We start from the raw sequence: 21,829 nt of genomic DNA, 5'->3' as shown, positions 1-21,829 counted from the left end.
TATCTGAAATTTTCTAATATTAACTCTATATATTGTATTTAATTATATCATCACATCAATATATAGTATATCATTGATACATCCTTCAGTCAATAAAAATTTTCAAGAGCCAAAGGCAATTAAAAAAGGTGGAGCATTAAACTCCACCTTAGTATAGATTTTTTTATCTAAACAAGGATGCAAACACAAGTGTGATAGTGCTTATAAGTTTTATCAAAACGTGCAATGACGGACCTGCCGTATCTTTAAACGGGTCACCTACTGTATCGCCTACAACACCTGCTTTATGCGCATCTGACTTCTTACCGCCATAGTTTCCTAATTCGATGAACTTCTTAGCATTATCCCATGCACCACCACCATTGTTTAAGAACAAAGCCATTATTACACCGGATATTGTACCAACCATCAAAAATGCTGCTGCAGATTCTTTTCCAAGCAAAATTCCTACTAAGATAGGCGCAACAACGACAATAAGACCTGGGATTACCATCTCTTTCAATGCACCTTTTGTGACTATGTCGACTGTCTTAGCGTAGTCTGGCTTTGATGTGCCTTCCATGATGCCGGGGTTTTCTTTAAACTGCCTTCTGACTTCCAGTATGACGTACTGTGCCGCTTTACCAACAGCCCTTATAGCTGTAGAGCTGAAAAGAAATACTATCATAGCGCCTATAAAAGCTCCTATGAAAACCTCAGGTTTGCCTATGTCTACAGCAAACCAAGAATCGATAGGTTTGCCAAGTATCTTCTTAACTTCATCAAGGTATGCAGAGAAAAGGAGGAATGTTGCCAATGCTGCAGATCCTACTGCATAACCTTTTGTCAATGCCTTTGTCGTATTTCCGCATGCATCAAGCCTATCTGTGACAACCCTTACAGATTCAGGTGCTTCGGACATTTCAGTGATTCCACCTGCGTTGTCAGTTATAGGGCCAAAAGTATCCATTGCTAAAATATATGCCGTCGTTGATAACATTCCCATTGTAGCTATGGCAGTGCCATAGAAGCCCGCTGTAGCTATATTTGGAAGTGCCAATTCACCAAGCCTGTATGCTATGATTATTGCTGCAGATATGAACAAGACTGGAAGTGCTGGTGACTCCATGCCTACGGAGATACCAGTTATTATGTTTGTAGCTGCGCCTGTTGTTGAAGCCTTTGCGATCTCCTGAACAGGTCTTGTGCTCATAGATGTGTAGTAGTTTGTCAAAAATACAAATACGTAGCTTAACAATATGCCTGCAACTGCTGCACCGTATAGAAGCAAATAATTTACACTATTTCCATTTGACAAATGACCTGAAAGCATAACCTTCACAGCGAAGAAAAGTACAATTATATTTATTATTGTCGTTACAAAATATCCTTTGTTTAAAGCAATCATAGGATCTTTTGATTCGTCTTTCGTGTTTACGAATACAATACCGATGATTGAAGCGATAATACCAATAGCACGTGCTACAAGCGGGAACAATATGCCTTTTAATCCAAAGACAGGATACAAGCCTACACCCAAAATCATAGCACCTATATTTTCAGCGGCTGTTGATTCAAACAGGTCGGCTCCCCTTCCAGCACAGTCTCCAACGTTATCGCCAACCAAATCAGCGATTACTGCAGGATTTCTTGGATCATCCTCTGGAATGCCTGCTTCTACCTTGCCGACAAGGTCAGCCCCTACGTCAGCAGCTTTTGTGTATATACCACCGCCTAACTGTGCGAAAAGCGCAACGAAAGAAGCGCCAAATCCAAAACCTACTATCAATGATGGAGCATTTTTAACCAATTCCTGTTGTCCAGATGCTCCACCGTAAGCAAAAAACAAAGTCGCAACGCCAAAAAGGGATAATGCTGTAACCGCAAGGCCTGTAACAGCCCCACCTCTTAAAGCGATCTGTAAAGCTTTGTTAAGGCCTTTTCTTGCACCACTGGCTGCCCTCACATTTGAATTGACTGCCATGTACATGCCTATGTAGCCTGATATAGCAGAGCACAAAGCTCCAGATATAAATGCCAATCCAACATGCCATGCATAGCTTATAGCAGAGCCAACACCTTCTGCCTGATGTCCGTAGTAATTGGCAATTATTATTATGACGGCAACTATCAGTGCAAGGACTGTTATCGTTTTATACTGCCTGTTTAGAAAAGCCATTGCACCTTCTTTTATGGAGTCTGAGATCTGCTGCATCTTCTCGTCACCTTTGTCTTGACTGAAAATAAACCTAATAAAACCAATGATGGCAAGAGCTGCAATAATAACAACTCCATAGATGATAAGTAGATAGGAATTCAATTAGACCATCTCCTTTAATAATTTAATTAATATGTTTACTAAAGTATTATTTCTACACTGAATAAAAAATTCCTTCATGTTTTTAAAAATATTTTATATTTTTTATTGACCAGTCAGTATTAATCATAGCTGCTCGCAAAAAGCAGTTAAAGCCTCAAATTGTTTTTTTGTATAAAAAAAAGGCTTTGCACTATGACATATTCAGTCATTTGTGCAAAAGTCTTTCTTACTCTGCATCAAAAATATTCTTTAATGCTTCCTTGCTTTCATCGCTTACGACGCTTAAGACCTCATCCCCCGGTAAGATGTATGTGCTACCGTTTGGAAGCAAAACTTTGTTGTTTCTTATTACCGACATGATAACGCAGTTTTTCGGTAGCATTAAGTCTTTGATCATTTTATTGGCAGCATTGGATCCTTTTTCAATGATACTCCTTACGATAGAAATTTTTCCTTCTGAAAGATTGATTATTGTCGTAAGTCCACTTATTTCAGCTTCTTCTTCTATCAATCTTGCGATTATCCTGGCACTGCTTACAGCCGCATCCACTCCCATATCTTTAGTAAAAAGCCAGTCATTTTTCGGATTGTTTATCCTGGACACTACTCTCGATACGCCAAACTCGTATTTTGCCAGTTGACAAATTATAAGATTATCTTCATCATGTCCTGTGGCAGCGACAACAATATCCGTTCCTGTTATTCCAGCTTTTTTTAAAACATCCGAGTTACAACCATCTCCAACCACTATTTCACACTTTAATTCTTTCCTTAGTTTATCAATTTTCGATTCATCTTTTTCAACAACTACAACTTTTTCTTGTCTTTCATCCATCAATTGAGCAAGATATAAACCTAATCGACCAGCACCAACAATCATTATTGACATGATTATAACCTGCAATTTGGAAACATATTTATTGTTTCCGTCAGGTTTTCCACCTCCTTACCAATATTTACATAAACATCTGCTTCATCTTTGTCTTTCCAAAAGCTGTAACGGCTATAAATATCTTATCTCCTTTTTTCACAACTGTGCTTTGTGTTGGAATCATAGCGATGCCATCCCTCACTATGCTGACTACATTCACTTCTGACGGAATTACTAAATCTTTTACGTGTCGCCCATCCAAATAAGCCGAAGCTTCCGTCTCTACTATCTCCACTTCGCCACTGCCAAATGATGAAATCCTAAAAAGGTCAGGATGGCATATCAAATCCTTCATCTTGTTTGCACCCCACAATGTAGGGGAAACAGTATTGATGCCCATTTTTCTGTATATTTCCGCTCTTATGGGATCATATATCCTTGCCACAATAGTAGGGACATTGAATTTCTTTTTTGCAATCAAAGCTGTAACGATATTGGTGTTATCACCGTTCGTAGTTGATGCAACAGCATCTGCATGCTCAATGCCTGCTTTTATTAAAGTAGCCTTGTCAAAAGCAACACCTTCAATGAACTTTCCTTTAAAAGAAGGCTTCAATCTTTTAAAGGCATTTACGTCTTTGTCTATGACTACGACACTATAGCCATCTGAATCTAACATCTGTGCCAACTCAGCTCCAAGCCTGCCGCATCCAGCAACAATTATATTCATAAATCAGGCTCAAATAGAGCCTTTCACCTCCTTTTGATTTGATGCAATTTTTCTGCGAAGTATATACTTCCTTATTTCTTCAGCACCTATGAGTATCGGCATAAACGCCACGTAAAACAGCCAATTCTTAAATGGCACCGGATACGTGTCAAATATCTTCTGCAAAAACGGAACGTATATAAGCAATGCTGTCAAAACCAGCTCAAAGACCACACCAATGTTTAGCAATCTATTTTTGAAGAAACTTACACTGAACATTGAAGCAACCTCTGTACGGCATGCAAATACATTTGCTACCTGCATAATGACTATCCCCAAAAAGCTCATTGTAGCAGCCTTTCTTGCCAATGGGTCAGACAGAGGAAGCGTCATTCCCCAATGCCATCCACCGCTGTACAGAACCCAGAAATATCCAGACAAAACAGCTATTGAGCTTATTATGCCCAATAACACGTAGCCTCTTAAAAACAACGACAAATTCAGAAGCTTTTCTTTTGGCGATCTAGGTGGTCTATCCATGACACCGGGCTCAGGCGGCTCCACGCCAAGAGCAAGAGCTGGCAACGTCTCAGTACCTAAATCTATAGCCAATATCTGCATTACCGTTATAGGTACAGGAATATTAAACAGTGAAAACAAGATATATGGTATTGCTTCTGGTGTCAAGTGTGCAAAGATGTACGTTATAAACTTCCTGACGTTGTCGTAAACTGCTCTGCCTTCTTCAATGGCATTTACAATGCTGGCAAAATTATCATCTGTCAGGACCATCGTAGCCACTTCTCTTGCCACATCTGTTCCTGATTTTCCCATTGCAATGCCTATATCGGCTTTCTTCAATGCAGGCGAATCGTTGACACCATCACCTGTAACAGCCACTACTTCACCCATATCTTTTAAAGCAGCCACAACTTTCATTTTGTGTTCTGGAGCAACTCTGGCAAATATTATCTCCTTATTCTTTAATTCTTTCTTCAGATCTTCGTCAGACATCTTGTCCAATTCATTGCCTGTTATTATCCTTGGCCTTGGTCCTTTCACTATGCCTATCCTTCTTGCGATTGACTCAGCCGTCAATCCGTAGTCACCTGTTATCATGATGATCTTTATGCCAGCTTTGTGTGCCTGTTTGACAGCCAATTCGACTTCAGGCCTTGGCGGATCCATCATTGCAACTAAGCCTACAAAAATCAAGTCGTTTTCCACATTTTCGATGCTATATTCTTTAATCTCATTATCTATTTTTTTGTATGCCATTGCAAGCACTCTAAGGCCCGATTCAGCAAATTTATCATTTTGCCTAACTATATCATCTATATCCGACTGCTCCAATTTTTTGATGCCGTCATCGCTTAAAATGTAATTGCAAACTGAAAGGGTTTCTTTTGGCGCACCCTTAGTAAATACGTAAATTTCTTTTCCATACTTATGTATGGAAGTCATCCTTTTCCGCCTTGAATCAAATGGCAGTTGAGATATTCTCGGGTACTCCCTCGACATTTCTTCAAATGTAAATCCTGCCTTCTCAGCCAGCACCACCAGTGAACCTTCTGTAGGATCGCCTATTATTCCCCAGGATGGGTTCTCATTCGTCGGTCTAACTAATCGGCTGTTGTTGCACAATAAACCTATTTTTAACAGCAATGAAAGTTCATTAGGCAGATTTTTGACATCTACCTTTTGGTCATCAACATAAAAGTCGCCTTTTGGTTCATACCCCACACCGCTTACATTGTAATATGCCACTTTAGTCCAGATTTCTCTTACAGTCATCTCATTTTGCGTCAGTGTCCCCGTCTTGTCTGTGCAAATAACTGTTGCACCGCCTAATGTCTCAACGCTGGAAAGTTTCTTCACTAAAGCATGTCTTTTTGCCATTCGCTGTACGCCCATTGCAAGTGCTAATGTCACAGTCGGCAATAATCCCTCAGGTACATTAGCTGTTATTATACCTATTGCAAACATAAACGTATCAACCAAAGACCTTCCCATCAAAAGGCCTAAAAGGAAGAAAAATACTCCCATCACAAGAGACAAATACGCTATCACCTTTGCAACTCTCGTAAGCTGCTTTTGCAGTGGGCTTTGCTCTGCACTTATAGTCTGTGTCAATGAAGCTATCTTACCAAATTGGGTATTCATGCCTGTAGCGTAGACAACTGCAGTTCCAGAACCAGACGCAACATTTGTCCCCATAAAGACCAGATTTGGCGCTTGTATAAGCGATACATCCTCGTCTAAGACAACATCAGATGTCCTTCTGACAGGCTCTGATTCTCCTGTCAATGCAGCATTAATAGTTCTCATCTCAAAAGCTTCGATGAGTCTTGCATCGGCAGGTACATGATCGCCTTCTTCAAGGTATATAACATCTCCCGGAACTAATTCACGTGCCAATATTTGTTCTTGTTGCCCGTCCCTTATGACTTTCACATACGATGGCAGCATCTTCTTAAGGCTTTCTGTCGCTTGTTCTGCCTTAAACTCCTGCCAAAAGCTAAACAAAGCATTTACAATTATTACAAGTATTATTGCCCAGCCAAGTTGTGGCATCCCACCTACAAAGGAAAGTATGCTGGCTATCCAAAGAAGTATTGCCAATAGATGTGTAAAATTTGCTATGAATCTTGAAAACATGGATGTCTTTTTGACTTCTTTTATTTCGTTGTATCCATACTTTTCTAATCTTTTATTAGCTTCTTCTTTTGAAATGCCCTTTATAGATGTGTCTAATTCTTTAAACAATTGGTCTTCTGTCATTCTAAATATATCATCAGTTTTCAAAGCAGCAAACCTGTATTAAACAGGTTTCACACCTCCTTCTTAATCATAGTCTATATAGTAATACTCTATAGAAGTGAAAACACTTCATAAAGGCATAACTATCACCTCATACATTTTTCTCCAGTATAGCATTATTCTGCTGCATAGTTAAGCGTGAATTTAGCCTTATTATCCTCAATTAAAGCTATACAATCTTCTTCTTATCAATCTTATAGCTTATTTTGTCTCGCAATCTTCATTTATTGCATAAAATCATGGTTTTACAAAATAAAAAAACCATAGCAAAATCATGCAATACAAAATTTGCTACAGTAATTTTTATATTATTTCATTGATTCTGCAAAATCTCATGCAATTCTTTTTCACACCTTACATCATCAGCGATTTCTGCGGTTTGCTCTTTATACGATTTAATAACGACAATAGGTGTCTGCTGTTCTGAATTTCCTGACGGATTGTCTAAAAAAAGCTTCTCAACGTACGATTTTGAGACACCTTTAGACGCGCCAATGCAATCAGCACAATGCAAGTCATTTGCATCGATTATGACAGTATCGATACCTGTTTTCTGTTTTATCATATCGCATACCAAATCAGGTTCAGCAGGTCCTAATACTATGTACTTGTGATAAGGCGCCATGGTTCCTGCCACGTCATCTATAAGTGCAACTTTTCTCCCTGCTATCTTGAAAAAAAGTCCTCTTTTCTTAAATATTTTGCCTATTGCACTTACAAGTGCAGCCACAAAAATCCTAAGCCAACCAACCTCATTTATGGCACACTGCATGGCTTGTGGCGAAGTTAGGCTCCCATTTCTCCCCGTAAACCTGCATAAGATTTTAGCCAAAAATCCCACTTTTATCTCATCAGGCATATATGCCCTTCCCTGGGTAATAGCCACAACGCTTTCTGCAATGGCTATCAAATCCCCTTCTTCTGCAATATCTTTTGTGTATCTTGATACCACATCAGCTATATCGTCATCTTTTGTTATAACATGGGTCCTTATAGGAATTTTCCCGTATGGCAATTAATATAACCCCCAATAAAACTTATTTCCATTTTCTTGATGTTGTGATATATTAAGGTTGTACATAAATAATTATATCACAAATGTATCAAATTTATGTCAACAATATAAGAAAGAAGGAGGTCTTTTATTTGAAAAGTATATTGACAAACATCAGGCTTGATACAAAAGCCGCAAATAACTGTATAAAGGAAAATAAAAGTTTAATAGGCTTTGACTTTTATACAGATATTCCGGAATACAGCGTAGAAAAATCGGATGGTGATTATATAATTGTATTTAAAGATGCTTCAATAAATATGCCAGACGGAACATATACAGTTGATGACGGCATCGTCGATAAGGTCATATTGAAGTGCAATGAAAAAAATGTAGATGCCACGATCAAACTGTCCATGGAATCAGATAGCGACATTAAAGTGTCAAATGGAGTACCCGCTAAGATGGATTTCTACGTTGACAGAACACCACTTAAAAAGATTTTATCAGACAAAAAAATCGCACTAAATCCTGTACATAAAAAAACTACTAAAAGCCCTACAAATCTTTTACCTCAAGTGCCAATGAAGGATATCGCAAAAAAGACAAGTGAATTGCTTAATTTGCTATATGCAAAGCCACATATAATAGGAAGCAATTACAGCGACTCATTTGCCATAAATGATGATGTAGAATACGATATTGCAATAAGTTTTGCAACCGAAGCATCTTTAAAAGATGAAAGCGGATTTAAGATATACTACGACGAACAAAATGACAAATCCAAAAGTCTTGCTGAAATCCTCAGTAAAGCTTTAGAGCGAAAATCTCCATTGAACAATTTAGGAATACATGCAAAAAAATACGGCGATGAATTTTTTGAAATACCTATTGTGACAATTGTACCTGCCATAGAAAACAGCAGATTAGATGATGCACATTTAAGAGACATAGACTACAGAAGCAAAATTGCATTAGCAGTATTTAATGGAATACTGGAGTATTTTAAATCTAATTAATAAAGCAAGTAAAAGCTATAATATAATCTGTATTAAATTTTATTTCTACTCTAAAAACAAGAAAAACCGCCCTGCTAGCTCCAGAGCGGTTTAAAATATTCTACTTGATTTTTTCCTATTTTTCTCCTTATACATATTTTTATCTGCCATGATTATCACATTTTCCAGATTGCAAACAGAATTATAATATGCTGTTCCCGCACTTATTTCAATACGAATATCCCCAGTTTTGCATCTTTTGTTGATGCTTTTTCTGATTCTATTTATTACCATTTGTGCTACATACATTTTATTGCTTGAAATCAATATAAAGAACTCATCACCTCCGTACCTTATTGCAATATCATCTTTTCGTATACTTTCCTTAATAGACTGTCCAACGATCTTTATAACTTTATCTCCTTCTAAGTGTCCCTTATTGTCATTAATAAACTTAAGATTATCAATATCAATGATGATTAAATAAAATCGTTTATGTAAATTTGCTTCCGATATTTTTATTTTTAATTGCTCCCAATAATTTCTGTTATACAATCCTGTTAAATAATCTCTATATGCATATTTATATAAATTGTCTTGTAATCTAATAACGGCTAAATAGTACATTGTTTTGTCCAAATTAAATTTATAAACAGTCACTTTATAATATTTAATTTCATAACTAATAGTATTATCAAAAGGAAGATAATCAAATATATGTAATTCAGATAAATGTTCTTCGGCAATAGTTTTATCAACATTGCTATAACAAATGCTACGTTGCTGATTTATTAAAATGTATATTATATCTTCAGATTCAGTAATCTTATCCATTTTCATTCTCCTTTTAAAGTAATTGTGTGCTTTATTAGAACATATATTTATAAAATTTGAGTTAAACTAAAAATGTTCTAATTAAGCACGAAGGTGGTTAATATGAAACTAATACTTGACAATGATAACCGAAATATTATTGGTCCTCGCTTAAAAACCATAAGATTAAAAAATAAATTGACTCAACAACAATTATCTGCAAAATTAGAAACAATAGCTGTATACATAGACAGAGCAAGTATCTCTAAAATTGAGCAACAAAAACGCATCGTTACCGATTTTGAATTACTTGCTTTATCCGAAATACTTAAAGTCAGCCCTAATTGGTTGTTAGGACTTGAAAAATAATTTTGTTCTTTATTAGAACATTATATCATTTGTTTTATCTTTTGTAAATCAATTTTATTTCCATTATATTATATTGAATTAATAAATTTGCTGCACTATAATTATAGTAGCGCGAGTTTAATAAAATCCAGATGAGGATGGCGAGAGACACCTTTTAAGGTGGCCGAAGGAGCAATATGAAGTGGGTCACGGCTTCATAAAATCTCTCAGGCAAATTAATCGCTATTTGATGGGACTCTGGAAAGCCGTATGGCACCGATGGGGCAATACCTTTTGGTAGAAACTCTCAGGTCATGATACAGAGGAATATGATGACACTTGTCTTCATATTCCTTTTTTGTTGACAAATTTAATTAGGAAGGGATGAACTGATTGGACAGCTTAAAAAGAACTCCACTTTACGACATCCATAAAAAGTACGGCGCAAAGATGATAGATTTTGCAGGATTTGAAATGCCTGTACAGTACGAAAGCATACTTAAAGAACACGAAGCAGTCAGAAAGAACGCAGGTCTTTTCGATGTATCACACATGGGTGAAATAATTGTAGAAGGTCGTGACTCTGAAAAATTCATAAACTACATGGTTACAAATGACATCACAAAAATTGGTGCAAACCAAGCAATGTATTCTCCTATGTGCTATTCTAATGGCACAACAGTAGACGATTTATTAGTGTACAAATTTTCTTATGAAAAATACATGTTAGTAGTAAATGCTAGCAATATAGATAAGGATTACAAATGGTTATGGGAAAACAAAAATGACTTTGATGTGGAAATAAAAGATGAATCAGGAGAGATCTCAGAGCTTGCTTTGCAAGGGCCAAAATCGCAGGAAATACTTGAGAAAATTACAAATTACGATTTAGACAGTTTAAAATACTACCATTTTGATTACATGGACTTAGACGGGATAAATTGCCTTGTTTCAAGGTCTGGCTACACTGGCGAAGACGGCTTCGAAATATTTTTAAAAAACGAATATGTAGCATTGATGTGGGAAAAAATCTTATCTGTCGGAGAAAATCTTGGCATAAAGCCCGCCGGCTTAGGGGCCAGAGATACGCTGAGATTTGAAGCAGGACTTCCGCTATACGGCAATGAACTTTCTGATGACATAACACCATTAGAAGCTGGATTAGGTTCATTTGTTAAACTTGATAAATTGTTTTTAGGAAAAGAAGCTCTTTTAAATCAAAAAGAAGAAGGACTTAAAAGGAAAATAGTAGGATTTGAAATGGCGGACAATGCTATACCGCGCCATGGTTATGATGTTTATGCAGAAGGCGAAAAGATCGGATATGTGACAACCGGATATCTATCGCCTACGCTAAAGAAAAACATAGGTATGGCGTTAATAAATAGTCAATTTGCCACTATTGGCAATGAAATAAACATAATAATACGCAATAAGCCATATAAGGCTTTTGTGGCAAGCAAAAATTTTTACAAGAAAAATTACAAAAAATAGGAGGTTGTTTTTATGAAAATTTTAGAAGGTCTTTATTACTCAAAAAATCACGAATGGGTAAAAGTTGAAGGCGACAAGGCATACGTTGGAATAACTGATTTTGCTCAGCATTCATTAGGCGACATAGTATACGCAGAACTTCCTGAAATTGATACAGTATTAAATGCAGGAGATACATTAGGCACTGTTGAATCAGTAAAAGCAGCATCTGATGTCTACTGCCCTATAAGCGGCAAAATAGTTGAAGTAAACCAAGCCGTCGCAGACGATCCATCACTTTTAAACAGCGATCCATACGAAAACTGGATGATTTGCATTGAAATAAATGACAAGGGTGAATTAGACCAGCTTATGTCACCGGAAGAATACAGCGATTTTTGCAATTAATCAAAATTTTTCTAAAAGGAGTGGGTATAGTGCACAAATACATCCCAACATCCAATGTCCAACAAAGCGAAATGCTTAAATCTGTGAATGTAAAATCAATCGAAGATTTATTCGTGGACATTCCAGAGGATATAAGGTTAAAGCGGAAGCTTAATGTGGCAGGTCCTATGTCAGAGGCAGAGCTTATAAAAAGCATGAAAGAATTGGCTAAAGATATTAAGACGACAGATGATCTTATTTGTTTCTTAGGTGCAGGCGTATACGATCATTTTATACCATCTGTTGTAAAGCACATAGTATCAAAGCCTGAATTTTATACAGCTTATACGCCGTACCAACCTGAGATAAGTCAAGGTACATTGCAAGCCATATATGAGTATCAGACGATGATATGCAACTTGACTGGTATGGATGTTTCAAACGCATCTATGTACGATGGTGCTACAGCTTTAAGCGAAGCTGCAAAAATGGCCTCCGTTGTTACAAACAGGAAAAAAGTGCTTGTATCATCGTCAGTTAATCCTGAAGCAAAAAAGGTACTTCGTACATACATGAGATTTAGCGATATAGAAATTGTTGAGATAGATGATAAAGAAGGCACGATAGATGTAGATCTTTTAAAATCTTCTATTGACAGCAATACGGCAGCATTCATAGCACAAAATCCGAATTTCTTCGGCATAATAGAAGACCTTGATGATGTAGAAAAACTTGTTCATAAAAATGGTTCACTTCTCATCATGTACGTTGAACCAATATCGTTATCTATATTAAAAACGCCTGGCGAAATAGGTGCAGACATAGCGGTTGGTGATGGCCAGCCTCTTGGAAATAGTCTTAACTTCGGCGGTCCTCACCTGGGATTTTTTGCAACTACGCAAAAATTAATGAGAAAATTGCCAGGTAGGATCATAGGCGAAACAAATGATGTAGATGGCAAAAGAGGGTTTGTATTGACGCTGCAAGCAAGAGAACAGCACATAAGGAGAGAAAAAGCCACATCAAATATTTGCACAAATCACTCACTGAACGCATTGACTGCCGCCGTGTATATGGCAACACTTGGAAAACATGGCATCAAAGAGGTTGCTTCACAGTGCTATAAAAAGGCTCATTATGCATATAATAAGCTACTAAAAACAGGAAAGTTTAAGCCTCTATTTGAAAAGCCATTTTTCATGGAATTTGCAATTGAATGTGAAAGCAACGTGGATGACTTAAATGAACTTCTTTTGTCAAATGGCATAATTGGCGGTTATAACCTTGAAAAGGAGTATAAAAAGTACAAAAATTCAATGCTTGTCTGCGTCACTGAAAAAAGGACTAAAGAAGAAATCGATAAGCTTGTAAGTGTCATGGGAGGTGCAAGTGATGAGCTACGATAAACTTATATTTGAAGTATCAAAACCAGGCCATACAGCGTACAGCCTTCCACCATTAGATGTAGATGATTTTGAATTAGAAGAATCCATTCCAGACGAGCTTTTAAGACATACAGACTTAATCCTTCCTGAAGTCAGCGAAGTAGAGCTTGTAAGGCATTATACAAATTTGTCATATAAAAACTACAGCGTCGACAAGGGATTTTATCCATTAGGGTCTTGCACTATGAAGTACAATCCAAAAGTAAATGAAGATATTGCCAGCTTTGAAGCATTTACTAATATACATCCACTGCAAAGTGAAAGCACTGTACAAGGCGCTTTAAAACTTATGTACAATTTGCAAGAAATGCTAAAAGAAATAACAGGCATGGATGGGATAACGCTTCAACCTGCTGCAGGAGCTCATGGAGAGCTTACTGGAATGATGATAATTAAATCATACTTCGAAAGCATCGGTGAATACAAAAGGAAAAAAATCTTAGTACCCGATTCTGCCCATGGCACAAATCCAGCCAGCGCCGCGACAGCCGGTTTTGAAGTTGTAGAAGTAAAATCCGGAAGTGATGGCCTTATAGACATAGATTCATTGAAATCAATGCTTAACGATGATGTGGCAGGGTTAATGCTTACAAATCCAAATACTCTCGGCCTTTTTGAAAAAAACATCATAGAAATAGCTAAGCTAGTTCATGATGCTGGAGGTCTTCTGTACTATGACGGAGCAAACATGAATGCCAACATGGGTATAACAAGACCAGGTGACATGGGATTTGACGTGGTCCACATAAATCTCCATAAGACTTTTGCCACACCACACGGTGGAGGTGGGCCTGGAAGCGGACCAGTTGGCGTGAAAGGCGATCTTGTAGATTTTCTGCCTGTACCTGTAGTTGAAAAAAACAATGATAAATATTATTTTAAGTATGATTTACCGCATACAATAGGAAGAGTAAGGAGTTTTTACGGCAATTTCAATGTACTTGTCAAAGCGTACGCATATATATTGACTATGGGTGCTGAAGGACTTAAGTTTGCCAGTGAAATGGCTGTTTTAAATGCAAACTATCTTAAAGAAAAGCTTAAAAGCCACTATGATCTTCCATATGATACAATATGCAAACACGAATTTGTCTTAAGTGGCCTCAAGAATAAAGAAACTGGCGTAACGACGCTGGATGTGGCAAAAAGATTGATAGATTATGGGTTCCATCCTCCTACTATCTACTTCCCTCTCATAGTTGACAGTGCACTGATGATTGAACCGACTGAGACCGAAAGCAAAGAGACTTTAGATGAGTTCATAGATGCGATGAAATCAATCGCTAAAGAAGCAGAAGAAAACCCAGAAATATTAAAGACAGCGCCTCACAATACGCCTGTAAGAAGGCTTGATGAAGTAAAAGCAGCAAGAAATCCAATAGTAAAAGCCAGTGTCTAATGACACCGGCTTTTATAATATTATTCTACGACAACGTCTGACAAAACTAATTTTACAGGATTCGCTATAGAATCGCCTACTGGGCATGTTTTTTCAATAAACTTTGCAAACTCCTCTGCTTTTTCTTTTGAAGCATCTGTCTTAATGTGCATCTTAAATCTTATCTCTTGGAAACCTGGTCTTACGTCGGATTTTCCCATGAAGCCATCCAAATCAATATCGCCTTCTAGTTCTACCCAGAAGTCTTGAAGATTTATGCCTTTTGCCTTTGCAAAAGCTGATGCTACAATGGTTTGGCAAGAGCCCAAAGCACAAAGCAATGCCTCTACAGGATTCATTCCTTTATTTGTACCGCCCATTTCTTTCGGCTCGTCTAAAACCATCTTAAAGCCTCTTACTTCGCTTTCCACTGCCAATCCTTCCGGCAATTTTTTAGAAACCGCCTTAAAAGTTTCCACTGCCATTTTAATTACCTTCTTATTTATTTCAAAGCTTTTATATAAGCTTTGATCGCTATTTACACTTTATGTATAGATTCTTTAAAAATGTCTTTTACTGCCTCCATTATAGTCTCACTTCTGGTAGGATGAGTGTATATGGCTTTTTTAAGATCATCTGCCTTTGCACCACTTTGACATGAAGTAGATATTATCTGAGCAATTTCAGATGCATCACTTCCCACAACCCATGCTCCCAAGACATCTCCATTTTCGGAAGATATGATCTTGGCAAAGCCTTTTGTTTCACCGTACGTTTTTGCTCTGCCATTAGCTGCAAAGTAAAATTTACCCACTTTTACATTTCCAAATTTGCTCTTAGCCTCTTCCTCCGTATAGCCGAAATAACCTATCTCCGGCTCTGTAAATACAGCAGCAGGTATTTTCATATAATCGAGAGCAACATTGCCTCCAAAAATATTGTCAACTGCTGCTTCTCCTTGCGCTGATGCCACATGTGCCAGCATCATTTTGTTTGTAACATCGCCAATGGCGTATACATTGTCAATATTCGTCCTTAAGTATTCGTCGACTTTTATAGCTTTTCCATCGAATTCTAAAAGTTCTGAAATTGGCCCTACATCTGTATTTAGTTTTCTTCCAATGGAAATAAACACTTTGTCAGCATATATACATTTTGTCCCACCATCTTTTTCTATCGTTACAATGCTTCCACCGTTTTCTTCTTCTAAAATCTTTTCGACCTTAGAAGATATGTAAATCTTCATACCACGCTTCTGCGCCTCAGACTTTATTAAATTGCTTACTTCTTTATCAAGTTGAGGAAGAAGTCTTGGCATCATCTCAACGATAGATACTTTTACTCCAAATTGGTTCATTATAAAGGCAAACTCCATGCCAATTACACCACCACCTATTATGCACATGCTGTCAGGCAATGATGTAATCTCCAAAATGTCGTTGCTATTTATGACGTTCTTTGATTTAATGCCTTCAATAGGCAATTCTTGCGGATTAGAACCAGTTGCTATTATTATGTTTTTCGCCTTTATCTTATTTTCTCCAAATAATATGTTTTTATCTTTGTCTATTTTTGCTTCTTCAGAATACAAATCAACACCATTGGCTTTAAGCAATGCTTTTATGCCAGATACAAGCTCGTTTACTATACTATCCTTTCTTTCAACCACTTTTTTGTAATCAAAAGATTTTACATCTACACTGAGGCCAAATTCATCTGCCCTTTTTATAATGTCATAAACTTCTGCAACTCTTGCGTAAGCTTTTGTGGGTATGCAGCCTCTATTAAGACAAGTACCACCTACTTTATCTTTTTCGAAAAGTGCCACTTTTGCACCTTTTTTTGCAGCTTTTATAGCAGCCACATAACCTCCAGGGCCGCCACCTATGACAGCCAAATCATAATCATTTACTTCACTATAAAATGTATCTGCATCACCTGAAATTGACTTTTGAGAAACTTCTTCAGATTCTGATATCAACGAAATGACATCTCCTGATTTTACTGTACTACCGGCAGGAAAAATAATCTTAGAAATTATGCCATCATATTCTGAATACACTTCAAAATTCATTTTACCAACCGATATATCGCATAAAGAAGTTCCTTTTTTAACAAATTGCCCTTCGCTAATATACCATTTAGTTATTTTGCCCTCATTAATAGTATCAGACAAGACAGGTACCTTAACTTCTAACTCCATAAGGTACACCTCCAATTTTAATTACTATTCACTAAATTATTATTGCTTGAAGTGAAATCATTAAGCAAGTTAATTATTTGACAACTCACTCTAACCATATTTTAGCACTATCTAAACGATAGTTCAATATTTTGAACATAATTTTGATTAAAACATAACCTCAAGCAAATTCTCTAATGTTATGTTTGAAAAATATTCTCCAATGTCTATTGATGAAAGCGCATTTTTAATATCATTTTCAGAGTGCTTTACACCCTTTAGCATTTCCTCTACATCTTTTACATCCTTTTTTCCGAAGAAATCGCCGTAGATCTTTATATCTCTTATTATCCCGTCAGACACGTTTAAATCCACTTCTACCGTACCGCCTGAAAATTTCTTTTCATTTTTTAAGTTGTAATCTGGAGACATACCAAAATTCCATTCCCACGTATTGTACTTCTCATCTCTCAGCCTTTCTATATTTCTTATATCTTCGTCTGTAAATTCATAAAGGCCACTTCCACCTGTAGTTAGCCTTATATCGTCCATTATAAGGTTAATAAATTCCTCTATATCTATAGGCTTTTCCAAATGTTCATTTATGTTGGTCACTCTCTTAGATACAGACTTCACACCTTTGTCTTCAAATTTTATAGGTCGCACCTTTAATGCCGCTGATAGATCTGCCATATTTGACGACACCAGCAGTGTTCCATGATGAAGTATCCTGTTTTTATAATAGTACTGCGCATTGCCTGATATTTTTTTACCATCGATCGTTATATCGTTTCTGCCAGAAAACTCAGCATTTAAAGATAGCTTTCGAAGCACATCAATAATAGGTTGTGTAAATCTTCTAAAGTCGCTAAACCCATTCAAATCATCGTTTACAATAAAGGTAAAATTCACATTGCCTAAATCGTGGAATACCGCTCCACCTCCAGACAACCTTCTTACAACCGGTATATTGTGCTCTTTAACGTAGTCAAGGTTTATCTCCGCTAAAGCATTCTGGTTTTTACCTATTATTATGCTTGGCCTATTTCTCCAAAGCATGAAACATTCATCGCTAAATTGCTTTAACACATATTCTTCCGCCGCTAAATTAAAATAAGGATCTGTGTTCTTGTTGTAGATATAAATCATAGTGTACACCCTTTCCAAAAATTAAACTATTCCTATTAAAGTATATCATTTAAAACAATAAAGGCCAATAATATACTAAGCTTTAAATGAATTCAATATTGTCTCTTATCGAAAAGCCAAAAACTTATGGCAAAAAATATTAAGCTATATGCTAAAAATAATACAATGATATTTAACACATTAAAGACTGGTATTACTGAGCCAATAAATAGTAGATACCAACTTGTATACGATGTAAATGATAAAGGATATGTTTTAGGGAAAATAACAGTTACTACATAGATGGTAATATAAGTCAATACAGAAATCATCACCGTGCCAGATGTACTTCTCGATATCTGTGAAATTGTAATAGCAAAAAATATTATTGGAATCAATGGAAAAACTGACAATATATATGCTACTATAGTAGAACCTATGCTAATTGACATGAAAGAGTTTAAAATTGTTCCACATGCAAGGCTTGAGATAAATCCCAAAAGCAATATCATACATGAGTATATTAATATCGCCATGAACTTTGAAATGTATATTCTGATACGGCTTACGGGTCTTTTCAAGATCGCTTTTATAGTGCCATTTTCTTGCTCTGCTGTAAACACATCAGCAGTAACCATAAAGACGATCAACGGCAAAATAAAAGTAACTAATACAGATAAAACTGTCATTGGAAAATTCGATATATAAAGGCCTATTAGTCCATTTACAAATTTACCAATCAACGCAAATGCAATAGACATAAAAAATATAAACATAAGTAAAAGCAAATATTTTTTTCTGTACAGAATCTTTATCAACTCATTAAGCAAATCTTTTTTTATCTTTATCATTGCAATCCTCCATCCGTTTTATTTATGGTTTCCATAAAATACGCTTCAAGACTTCCTTTTTTTAATGCTTCTTCCATTGTAGCAACGCTTAATAAACGACCTTCCTTCATGACAGCGATCTTATTGCACATAATTTCTAATTCATGTGCTAAATGGCTTGATATTAAAAATGTAGTTCCTTTTTCTCTATTTTCATTCATTATAATTTTTCTTATGGATACCATTCCTTCTATATCTAATCCATTGGCTGGTTCATCAAGTATGACAAGCTTTGGGTTCGATATAAGCGCCAAAGCCAACCCTAACCTTTGCTTCATTCCAAGCGAAAACTCTTTTACTTTTTCATTTTGAAATTTTACCAATCCGGTGATGTTCAGCATCTCTTCAATTCTATAATCATCAATGTCATCATAGTAAGATGCAGCGATTTCTAAATTTTTCCTGGCACTCAAAAAATCGTACAATGCTGGTGCTTCAATTAAACACCCTACATCCCTCAGATACTTCTCCTGAATATCATCTATTTTATTTGAAAAGATCTCTACGCTTCCACTATCAGGTTTCATAAGGCCTACTATAATTTTCATTGTGGTGGTCTTGCCAGAACCATTTGGACCAAGCAATCCGAAAATATCCCCATCGTCAACACTAAAAGAAATCGAATTGATTCCTCTCCCATTGTGATATCTTTTCGTTAAGTTATCAACTTTCAAAACCATCGCATTCCCTCCAAAATAAAAAAGTGGCACAACAGGCCACTCTTTTACAAATTATTTAGTGCATACCATGAAATCTTCCAGCATTATTTACAGTAATTACTTGCTTTCCAGTGGTATCAATCGTATCAATTTTTGTATTGCCTACATTGCTGATGTTTGCATCTACTGTCAAATTTATATTGTGCACATTGCCACTGGTATCGGTGCCTGAAATTGCAATGTTAAATTCGTTGCTTTTTAATAAATTGCCATCAACAGTAGCTATCAACCCTATTGATTTGACATCGATGTTGCTAAGGGTCGGAATCAGGCTCATTATGTTTTTCATGCTTGCCATACCATTGTTTGATATTTCTGCACTGCTGTGATTTTTAATTCTATCCATATTCTCTGCCATAGCTGAAATAGCTAATTTAGCAAGTTCTGGAATTTGTGATCCTTGTAAATTTACACTGATTGTCTGTCCATTCTCAATGAAATCATTTTTTACATTGCCAACCAGAGTATCTGCCAAAACTTCCGCTAATTTAACAGTGCTGCTGGAGCTTGTCAAATTCTCCATCTTGTCAAATCTCTTTCCACTCATGCTGTAGTACTTTCCATTAACTTCTGTTATCAAGTTGCCGTTATCATAACTGCTTTCAACGTTGTTAGTTAAGCCCATAATATTTAAATTTGTTTTAGTAGAAAAATTGCCATTGTCAATTTTTTTAGTGGTAGTTCCTGTTAAGACTGTATTTCCATTATCTGTAACTGTAAATTGCGCATCAATAGTTGAATTTTTGGCCAGCAAAGTTGAAACCACAGCATTTTTATATGTTTCATACCCAGAACCAGACGATGCAAAAGCCATTAAGCTGTAAGTCAATAGCATTGTACCAACCACTAAAGCTACAATCGCAATTTTTAGTCCTTTCTTTTTCATATTATTATCTCCTTTTTATAAATTTGTTTACATACATTATAGTTCTCATTTTTACCAGTATCAATAACTGTAGCGATTTTTAATGATCTTTTAATAAAATAATTCTATTATTGCCCATTTGAGCCTGAAAGTTTCACATTAACTGTAAGTGTTTGACCGTTTCTCCAAATTGTCACGCTTATCACATCGCCAACATTGTGTTTATTTAAAATATTTTCAAGTTGATTAAATGTGGTTATATTATTTCCATCTACAGCGGTTATTATATCACCTGCTTGAAGACCTGCAGCATCAGCACCGCTTCCTTGCTGCACTTGTGCAATATAAAGTCCTACCGGTATATTGTATTGATTTGCTTGCTGCTGCGTTATTTGTTGCACACTTACACCTATAACAGGTCTTTCAATATATCCCTTTTGAATAAGCTCTTCAATTATAGGTTTTGCTTCGTTTATAGGTATCGCAAAACCCATTCCTTCAAGCGGCACACTTTGACTTTGAAATAGTCCAAAAGGATCCCCAGAACTTGAACCGCCAGTTGATGTAAGCTTTATGCTTGTTATTCCTATCACTTCACCGATGCTATTTACAAGAGGTCCTCCACTGTTTCCTGGATTTATCGCAGCATCTGTCTGGATAAGATTTACCGGACCATAATCACTTTGCAAATTTCGATTTAAACCGCTTATGATACCTGCTGTCGCAGTTCCAGCAAAGCTGTCACCCAATGGATTTCCTATAGCTACTGCTAATTCTCCTACTTCAAGCTTTGATGAATCTCCTAATTTTGCAGGTGTCAAATTTGTAGCATTTATCTTTAAAACCGCAAGATCTGTCCTTGAATCTTTACCTACCAATTGTGCAGGAAATTTCCTTCCGTCAGACAAGTTTACGGTTATCTTTGATGCGCCTTCCACAACATGATCATTTGTGACAATGTGACCTTCCGAATCTATGATTATTCCAGAGCCGCTTCCTTCCTCAACGTAAGAATTGCCACCGTATCCATAAGCCCCATAACCATTAATATATGTATCTATGCCGACAACTGATGGGCTTACAGCCTTTACAATGTTTGTAATCAAGTTAAAGTTGTTGTTGTCAGATGAAAGCGGTAAATACCTATTCACAACTTGAGTATTGCCTGTATCAACGTATTTAACAATTCCAGCTCCTAAAGCACCACCAGCCAATGCAGCAACAAGTGCTACAGCTACAAATGACATAAACATTTTTCTTCTATATCTTTTAACCATCTTGCCTAAACTTTTCTTATCATTTTTTGGATTGACCTCAGGAAGCCTGTAATTTTCAAAACCATTGTTGAATTCCATTTATACCAACCTCCTTACAATTTTTTCTTTTCACGATTATATTATAAATAACATTTTTTAAGAATTTGTGAATACTTTGTAAATATTTTTTTACGTTTTAAAAAAATAATACTATCCTTATATAGGATAGCTTAATTTTATGTACTATGTGCACG

At 36.4% G+C, this 21,829-nt stretch carries 19 protein-coding genes and 2 riboswitches; of the genes, 6 read left to right on the top strand and 13 right to left on the bottom strand.

What is annotated here, in order from left to right; all coding sequences use genetic code 11:
• Positions 1–163 precede the first annotated feature (163 nt).
• From BVF91_RS11370 to BVF91_RS11350, 5 genes are all read right to left on the bottom strand, one after another.
• On the bottom strand, positions 164–2,299 hold the full coding sequence (locus BVF91_RS11370; RefSeq protein ID WP_085113512.1) for a sodium-translocating pyrophosphatase: 2,136 nt from the start codon (positions 2,297–2,299) through the stop codon (positions 164–166).
• A 226-nt stretch (positions 2,300–2,525) separates the two neighbouring features.
• Positions 2,526–3,188, bottom strand: coding sequence for a potassium channel family protein (locus tag BVF91_RS11365; RefSeq protein ID WP_085113521.1), 663 nt, complete (start codon positions 3,186–3,188; stop codon positions 2,526–2,528).
• Positions 3,189–3,255: 67 nt separating this feature from the next.
• Positions 3,256–3,900, bottom strand: coding sequence for a potassium channel family protein (locus tag BVF91_RS11360; protein WP_085113511.1), 645 nt, complete (start codon positions 3,898–3,900; stop codon positions 3,256–3,258).
• A gap of 9 nt (positions 3,901–3,909) precedes the next feature.
• Entirely contained in the window at positions 3,910–6,684 is a 2,775-nt protein-coding gene (locus tag BVF91_RS11355) for a cation-translocating P-type ATPase (protein WP_085113510.1), read from the bottom strand.
• Between the two features lie 328 nt (positions 6,685–7,012).
• A complete protein-coding gene (locus BVF91_RS11350) occupies positions 7,013–7,714 on the bottom strand; it encodes a coenzyme F420-0:L-glutamate ligase (protein ID WP_085113509.1) in 702 nt (233 codons plus the stop codon).
• Between the two features lie 131 nt (positions 7,715–7,845).
• Here BVF91_RS11350 and BVF91_RS11345 point away from each other — a divergent pair, with 131 nt between their 5' ends.
• Entirely contained in the window at positions 7,846–8,712 is an 867-nt protein-coding gene (locus tag BVF91_RS11345) for an N-acetylmuramoyl-L-alanine amidase (RefSeq protein WP_085113508.1), read from the top strand.
• 90 nt (positions 8,713–8,802) lie between these two features.
• On the opposite strand, the gene BVF91_RS11340 is transcribed toward BVF91_RS11345, so the two are convergent.
• Positions 8,803–9,525: a GGDEF domain-containing protein gene (locus BVF91_RS11340; protein ID WP_168170208.1), complete on the bottom strand. Its 723-nt coding sequence runs from the start codon at positions 9,523–9,525 to the stop codon at positions 8,803–8,805.
• Between the two features lie 102 nt (positions 9,526–9,627).
• Here BVF91_RS11340 and BVF91_RS11335 point away from each other — a divergent pair, with 102 nt between their 5' ends.
• The 5 genes from BVF91_RS11335 to gcvPB all read left to right on the top strand — a co-directional run bounded on the left by BVF91_RS11335 (position 9,628) and on the right by gcvPB (position 14,556).
• Positions 9,628–9,873: a helix-turn-helix domain-containing protein gene (locus BVF91_RS11335; protein WP_045410528.1), complete on the top strand. Its 246-nt coding sequence runs from the start codon at positions 9,628–9,630 to the stop codon at positions 9,871–9,873.
• A gap of 131 nt (positions 9,874–10,004) precedes the next feature.
• Positions 10,005–10,105: riboswitch (glycine riboswitch) on the top strand.
• 3 nt (positions 10,106–10,108) lie between these two features.
• A riboswitch (glycine riboswitch) is annotated at positions 10,109–10,177 on the top strand.
• A 68-nt stretch (positions 10,178–10,245) separates the two neighbouring features.
• A complete protein-coding gene (gene gcvT, locus BVF91_RS11330) occupies positions 10,246–11,346 on the top strand; it encodes a glycine cleavage system aminomethyltransferase GcvT (protein ID WP_085113506.1) in 1,101 nt (366 codons plus the stop codon).
• Between the two features lie 12 nt (positions 11,347–11,358).
• Complete coding sequence (gene gcvH / locus BVF91_RS11325; protein WP_085113505.1) at positions 11,359–11,733, top strand: glycine cleavage system protein GcvH; 375 nt, start codon at positions 11,359–11,361, stop codon at positions 11,731–11,733.
• A 29-nt stretch (positions 11,734–11,762) separates the two neighbouring features.
• Complete coding sequence (gene gcvPA / locus BVF91_RS11320) at positions 11,763–13,118, top strand: aminomethyl-transferring glycine dehydrogenase subunit GcvPA (RefSeq protein WP_085113504.1); 1,356 nt, start codon at positions 11,763–11,765, stop codon at positions 13,116–13,118.
• The gene (gene gcvPB / locus BVF91_RS11315; RefSeq protein WP_085113503.1) at positions 13,105–14,556 is read left to right on the top strand and encodes an aminomethyl-transferring glycine dehydrogenase subunit GcvPB; all 1,452 of its coding nucleotides are present in this window, start codon (positions 13,105–13,107) and stop codon (positions 14,554–14,556) included. The genes gcvPA and gcvPB overlap by 14 nt, the downstream gene beginning before the upstream one ends.
• 20 nt (positions 14,557–14,576) lie before the next feature.
• On the opposite strand, the gene BVF91_RS11310 is transcribed toward gcvPB, so the two are convergent.
• The 7 genes from BVF91_RS11310 to BVF91_RS11280 all read right to left on the bottom strand — a co-directional run bounded on the left by BVF91_RS11310 (position 14,577) and on the right by BVF91_RS11280 (position 21,674).
• The gene (locus BVF91_RS11310) at positions 14,577–15,020 is read right to left on the bottom strand and encodes an OsmC family protein (RefSeq protein WP_085113502.1); all 444 of its coding nucleotides are present in this window, start codon (positions 15,018–15,020) and stop codon (positions 14,577–14,579) included.
• A 53-nt stretch (positions 15,021–15,073) separates the two neighbouring features.
• Positions 15,074–16,738 (bottom strand): dihydrolipoyl dehydrogenase, encoded by a 1,665-nt coding sequence (gene lpdA / locus BVF91_RS11305; protein ID WP_085113501.1) that lies wholly within the window; start codon positions 16,736–16,738, stop codon positions 15,074–15,076.
• A gap of 147 nt (positions 16,739–16,885) precedes the next feature.
• Positions 16,886–17,866 (bottom strand): lipoate--protein ligase, encoded by a 981-nt coding sequence (lplA, locus tag BVF91_RS11300; RefSeq protein WP_085113500.1) that lies wholly within the window; start codon positions 17,864–17,866, stop codon positions 16,886–16,888.
• 92 nt (positions 17,867–17,958) lie between these two features.
• A complete protein-coding gene (locus BVF91_RS11295) occupies positions 17,959–18,696 on the bottom strand; it encodes an ABC transporter permease (protein WP_085113499.1) in 738 nt (245 codons plus the stop codon).
• On the bottom strand, positions 18,693–19,415 hold the full coding sequence (locus BVF91_RS11290) for an ABC transporter ATP-binding protein (RefSeq protein WP_085113498.1): 723 nt from the start codon (positions 19,413–19,415) through the stop codon (positions 18,693–18,695). Before BVF91_RS11290 ends, BVF91_RS11295 begins: the two co-directional genes overlap by 4 nt.
• Before the next feature lie 55 nt (positions 19,416–19,470).
• Entirely contained in the window at positions 19,471–20,340 is an 870-nt protein-coding gene (locus tag BVF91_RS11285) for a hypothetical protein (RefSeq protein WP_085113497.1), read from the bottom strand.
• A gap of 107 nt (positions 20,341–20,447) precedes the next feature.
• Positions 20,448–21,674: a S1C family serine protease gene (locus BVF91_RS11280; RefSeq protein ID WP_085113496.1), complete on the bottom strand. Its 1,227-nt coding sequence runs from the start codon at positions 21,672–21,674 to the stop codon at positions 20,448–20,450.
• Positions 21,675–21,829: the final 155 nt, after the last annotated feature.

The sequence above is a fragment of the Thermoanaerobacterium sp. PSU-2 genome (assembly GCF_002102475.1).
Classification (GTDB): Bacteria; Bacillota; Thermoanaerobacteria; order Thermoanaerobacterales; family Thermoanaerobacteraceae; genus Thermoanaerobacterium.
This window is presented reverse-complemented; position numbering and strand designations above follow the sequence as displayed.

Bases quoted from the DNA above. Each gene is read 5' to 3' on its own strand.
- lpdA (WP_085113501.1), bottom strand. From the start codon at position 16,738: ATGGAGTTAGAAGTTAAGGTACCTGTCTTGTCTGATACTATTAATGAG.
- BVF91_RS11335 (WP_045410528.1), top strand. From the start codon at position 9,628: ATGAAACTAATACTTGACAATGATAACCGAAATATTATTGGTCCTCGC.
- BVF91_RS11365 (WP_085113521.1), bottom strand. From the start codon at position 3,188: ATGTCAATAATGATTGTTGGTGCTGGTCGATTAGGTTTATATCTTGCT.
- BVF91_RS11360 (WP_085113511.1), bottom strand. From the start codon at position 3,900: ATGAATATAATTGTTGCTGGATGCGGCAGGCTTGGAGCTGAGTTGGCA.
- BVF91_RS11285 (WP_085113497.1), bottom strand. From the start codon at position 20,340: ATGAAAAAGAAAGGACTAAAAATTGCGATTGTAGCTTTAGTGGTTGGT.
- lplA (WP_085113500.1), bottom strand. From the start codon at position 17,866: ATGATTTATATCTACAACAAGAACACAGATCCTTATTTTAATTTAGCG.
- BVF91_RS11280 (WP_085113496.1), bottom strand. From the start codon at position 21,674: ATGGAATTCAACAATGGTTTTGAAAATTACAGGCTTCCTGAGGTCAAT.
- BVF91_RS11290 (WP_085113498.1), bottom strand. From the start codon at position 19,415: ATGGTTTTGAAAGTTGATAACTTAACGAAAAGATATCACAATGGGAGA.
- BVF91_RS11340 (WP_168170208.1), bottom strand. From the start codon at position 9,525: ATGGATAAGATTACTGAATCTGAAGATATAATATACATTTTAATAAAT.
- gcvPB (WP_085113503.1), top strand. From the start codon at position 13,105: ATGAGCTACGATAAACTTATATTTGAAGTATCAAAACCAGGCCATACA.
- gcvH (WP_085113505.1), top strand. From the start codon at position 11,359: ATGAAAATTTTAGAAGGTCTTTATTACTCAAAAAATCACGAATGGGTA.
- BVF91_RS11295 (WP_085113499.1), bottom strand. From the start codon at position 18,696: ATGATAAAGATAAAAAAAGATTTGCTTAATGAGTTGATAAAGATTCTG.
- BVF91_RS11310 (WP_085113502.1), bottom strand. From the start codon at position 15,020: ATGGCAGTGGAAACTTTTAAGGCGGTTTCTAAAAAATTGCCGGAAGGA.